1 protein-coding gene is annotated in these 625 nt (G+C 47.2%); it reads right to left on the bottom strand.

The genetic code is table 11. The features are described from left to right. Positions 1 to 66 precede the first annotated feature (66 nt). A complete protein-coding gene (gene tnpA / locus GT753_RS25660) occupies positions 67 to 504 on the bottom strand; it encodes an IS200/IS605 family transposase (protein ID WP_047571605.1) in 438 nt (145 codons plus the stop codon). Positions 505 to 625 lie beyond the last annotated feature (121 nt).

Raw genomic sequence — 625 nt, 5'->3', positions numbered from 1 at the left:
AGTAAAAGACCACCTCCTGAGGAGGTGGCTTTACACGACGCCCCCTAAAAGGGGGCAATTTTCGAGTTAATCCTGCAACAGCTCCATCTGCTGCTCGATCTCTTGGTCCTTCTTATCCTGATGCTTCACGTATCGCCTGATAATTTCTTCGTTTACCCCTACCGTATCGACAAAGTATCCCCTTGCCCAAAAATGATTGCCCCACAACTTCTTTCGTATATGTGGGAAACGATTGTAAAGCCGGATTGCACTGCGTCCTTTCAGGACGCCCATCAACGTCGAAATCGATAGCTTCGGGGGGACTATCACGACCAGATGCACATGATCTGGCTGAATATTTAGCTCAAGAACTTCACAGTCCTTCATGTTGCAGAGGATATAAATTGTTCGGTAGAGCTCTTTGCCCACCTTGTCGCGGAGGATTTTAAATCGATACTTCGGCGTCCAAACCAGGTGGTATTTGCAACGCCAGAACACATGTGATGAACTCCTGTATAAACCCATGTTGGTGATTTCCTTCTTACTTGTGGTGAGTAAGCTGGAATATTCCGGCATGGGTTTCCTTCAGGCTAGAGCCTCACAGGTTCAATCACCACCTCCTTAGGAGGTGGTTTAAGGCTTACAA

The sequence above is a fragment of the Serratia sp. Z4 genome (assembly GCF_009900725.1).
Taxonomy (GTDB): Bacteria; Pseudomonadota; Gammaproteobacteria; order Enterobacterales; family Enterobacteriaceae; genus Serratia; species Serratia nematodiphila.
This window is presented reverse-complemented; position numbering and strand designations above follow the sequence as displayed.

Bases quoted from the DNA above. Each gene is read 5' to 3' on its own strand.
- tnpA (WP_047571605.1), bottom strand. From the start codon at position 504: ATGGGTTTATACAGGAGTTCATCACATGTGTTCTGGCGTTGCAAATAC.